Origin of the sequence: Pseudophaeobacter sp. 1A09344, assembly GCF_041008745.1 — a bacterium.
GTDB classification, from domain to species: Bacteria; Pseudomonadota; Alphaproteobacteria; order Rhodobacterales; family Rhodobacteraceae; genus Phycobacter; species Phycobacter gallaeciensis_A.
On sequence record NZ_JAXGFS010000032.1, the window covers coordinates 1 to 3,313 of the forward strand.

Consider the following 3,313-nt stretch of genomic DNA (forward strand, 5'->3'; position numbering starts at 1 on the left):
TAGGTATCGTCCAAGAGCTTCCAGGCCTCGTCGAGCACGATGATGGTGGGGCGGCGATCCTCGACCACGCGTTCGATTTGGCGGAAGATGTAGGAGAGCACCGCCATGCGCTCGGTCGTCATGTCGAGGATTTCGGTCATGTCAAACCCGACGATGTTACCCGCGAGATTGAGGCCCGCGCCCCGCTCGGGTTCGTCGAAAACCCATCCGTAACGTCCACCCGGCGCCCATTCGGCAACGCGGGACTGCAGCTCGCCATCATCATCGAGCGACTGAAACAGCGTCTCGAAACTGACAAAGCGCTGCAACGCCGCGCCCGCATCGGCGTTCTGGCCGACCGCGCTCTGGATGTGGCGGGATTGCTCGCCCGAGAGCGTGCCATTCCGCGTGAGAAGGGTCGCGAGCCAGTCCGAGAGCCAGGCGCGGCCGCGCTCGTCCGTCTCCGTGGCAAGCGGGTTCAACCCCGTCGGCACGCCCGCGCGGATTTCATTATAGCGGCCACCAAGCGCGCGCACCGCCATTTCGAGGCCGTGATCCTTGTCGAAGAAAAAGAGCCGCGCGCCAACCCGCTGCGCTTGGGCCGCGAGGAAGGCGGTGGTGAGCGTCTTGCCGGTGCCGGTGCGCCCGAGCACAAGCGTATGGCCAACGGTCGGCTCCTTGTCCGGGCTGCCCGCCTCATGGAAATTGAAGCGATAGCCAGAGGTGCCGACCGTGGGCAGGACCGAGATGGTTTGGCCCCAGGGGGATTGGTCCGGGCCACGTCCCTCGACGCTGCCGTGAAGCGCCGCGAAGTCGGCGAAGTTGATCGAGGAGATCGGCGTCTTGCGGGCGCGGTAGCCGAAATTGCCGGGGGATTGCGCGAAGTAGGTGGCTTTCAGCGCCATGTTCTCCCGCACGATCACCGACATGATTTCCTGGCCCACGCGCTTGATCTGGGCGGCGGCCCGTTCGAGCGTGTCGCGGCCCGGGGCGTAGACGGCGATCGACAGGTGGTGGTCGCCAAAGGCGATGCGTCCTGCCTCCTGATCATCGGCGGCTTGTCCCAGCTGTTCGCGCAGGGACACGGCGGCATCGTCTGAGGCGTGCATCTGACGAATGATCCGCTGGATGCGTTCGGCCATGATGTTGTTCGGGATCGGGCTGAAGGAGTTCGTGAGCACGATGTCGAGGGGCAGGTCGAGCGCGTCGAGCAGCGTGACGTCGGTCAGTGCGGGATAGGTCTTCATTGAGAAGAGCGCGCCGTATTTGACCCGCCCAGTCACTGCATCGGTCAGGGTGGCCACGTCGCCATCAAAGGTCGCGCGGCAATTGCTCAGGGTGTGCGAGAGGGGCAAGGCACTTTGCCCGAAGGCGATGGGGGAGAAGCTGCCGGCGTTCAGCGTATTGAGATAGCCCAGCCATTCGCCGCCAGCTTTCGTGAGTCTGACCGGATTGGCCGACGCAAGCGCCACCTCGAAGAAGCCCATGACCTCGTTCAACTCCTGCATCCGTGTCGCGCGGTCCTTGACCCAGGCCTTGCGGGCCAGTGCCCGAAGGAGCGGAATGCGCGCCGAGATGTCGGGCCGCCGGATGACGCTGAGATAAAGCTGGCGCTTGGCGGGGCGCAGGTTTTTCACATGGGACTGCCACCGCGCATCGATCGCGGCGGCGAAGCTGTCGCCCTCGATGGGGCGCATCCCGAGATTTTGCGGCACGGAGATCCGGTGTATGTAGAAACCGAAGGCATTGCCGGTCTGGGCGACGATGGCGGCAACCGCGCGCTTGAGCGCGTCGAGCCGGGCGTCCTCAGTGGTCATCGGATTGAGACCATCGAGGCGCATGGTTGCGAGGAGATCGCCTTCTCGCAGCACCATGACATCGTCATCCGTGAGCGCGAAATACGGCAGGTGCTCGGCCAGATAGCTCTCCCGCGCGAACTCGCCGCCGCCGGCGTGATGCAAGGCGGTCCCGAAGGAAGAAAGGGTGCCCGCATCACGCGCCAAAGCTGTCGCCTCCATGCAGGGCCCGGTTCTTCGTCGCGCGCACAGAGCCGTAGGAGACGCGCAGGACCTCGAAGAAATGCGGCTCGCGGTCGGCGACGAACCAGAGGATCGGATAGGCGACAATCCCGATCAGGAAGAACACCATCGACTTCGTCCAGATGAACGGCAGAACGACCCCGGTCGCCAGAACCACGAGGTATCCGACAGGGAGACCCAGATACTTGGGCGGACGGGCGAGGCCCAGAAAGAGGGGAGATCGTTCTGCCATTGGGTGATATTCCGGCTTAGAAGGAAATGTGTGTCCGGAGAGGGGCCCGAGGCAGCGTTTGCGTAGCACAACGCGTTCGGGTCGCTCGTAGGACGCTATTTTGCCGGAATGTCACGAGAAGCCGTCGACGATGGTGCCGGCCGAGAAGATCAGCACGATCCCGATGATGACCGAGGCGAACCAGCCCCAGTTCAGCCGTCCCATCATGCACATGAAACCGGTGCCGATGACCGCGAGCGTGGCGACCGCGATCCCGATGGGACCGGTCAGCGCGGCCTCGACGGTTTCCAGCATGGTCTGGATCGGTGACAAGTCTTGCGCGAGGACGGGCGTTGCGAAAGCCGCCAGGGTTGTGGCGGCAGGCAAGAGGCGGCTGAGGCGATGTCGAAGCATGCGAAGTTCCCTTGTTTTACTGAAGTTCGATAAGGACCGGCGCGCGGGCAGGCACGCGGGTCGCGACACGGATATCCGGCGCGGAAAAAGGCGCACCCGCCAGCCGGGACCGGATCCGATGGATGCGCGCGATGTAGTCGCGAGTCTCGGTGAAAGGCGGGGTGCCGGAATACTCGACCACGCGGTGCGGCCCGGCATTATAGGCTGCGAGCGCCAGGTTGATGTCCTTGAATGTGGCCAGCTGCGCGAGCAGATAGCGTGCGGCGCCGTCGAGGTTCTGTGAGGGATCGCGCGGATCGACGCCGAGCGCACGGGCAGTATCCGGCATCAGCTGGCCAAGACCATAGGCACCCTTGGGGCTCACGGCAGTCGGATTGTAGCTGCTTTCGGCCTCGACCAGGGCTTGGAAAAGGACCAGCCAGTCGTCCTCATCGAGGCCGACTTGCCGCAGGGCGCGGTTCCCCTGGTACCGGTCAGCAGTCGTGCGGATCAGGGAGAGGATGTCGTCGCGTCCGGACGGCGGTGTGGCATCCAGCGAGGCAAGAACCACCCCGGCCTCAGCGCTATCACCCAGCCCCGCCCAGGCAGGTCGTTCGCCATGAAAGGTCCAGCCCGAGGTCCGGGCTGTCCCGTCGCGGCCGAAGGCGATGACGTCAGCCGCGCTCCTCGA

At 64.7% G+C, this 3,313-nt stretch carries 4 protein-coding genes; all 4 read right to left on the reverse strand.

Going from position 1 to position 3,313, the window contains the following annotated elements:
* A partial coding sequence (locus tag SM765_RS22915) for a VirB4 family type IV secretion/conjugal transfer ATPase (RefSeq protein WP_368981938.1) occupies nt 1–1,997 on the reverse strand: 1,997 nt, incomplete at its 3' end.
* A complete protein-coding gene (locus SM765_RS22920) occupies nt 1,972–2,250 on the reverse strand; it encodes a VirB3 family type IV secretion system protein (protein WP_008335580.1) in 279 nt (92 codons plus the stop codon). The genes SM765_RS22915 and SM765_RS22920, both read right to left, overlap by 26 nt.
* 111 nt (nt 2,251–2,361) lie before the next feature.
* Complete coding sequence (locus tag SM765_RS22925; protein ID WP_036761582.1) at nt 2,362–2,643, reverse strand: TrbC/VirB2 family protein; 282 nt, start codon at nt 2,641–2,643, stop codon at nt 2,362–2,364.
* Nucleotides 2,644–2,659: 16 nt separating this feature from the next.
* The coding region (locus tag SM765_RS22930) for a lytic transglycosylase domain-containing protein (RefSeq protein WP_368981939.1) at nt 2,660–3,313 on the reverse strand (654 nt) is incomplete at its 5' end.

Coding starts and splice junctions, on each gene's coding strand:
- SM765_RS22920 (WP_008335580.1), bottom strand. CDS start 2,250: ATGGCAGAACGATCTCCCCTCTTTCTGGGCCTCGCCCGTCCGCCCAAG.
- SM765_RS22925 (WP_036761582.1), bottom strand. CDS start 2,643: ATGCTTCGACATCGCCTCAGCCGCCTCTTGCCTGCCGCCACAACCCTG.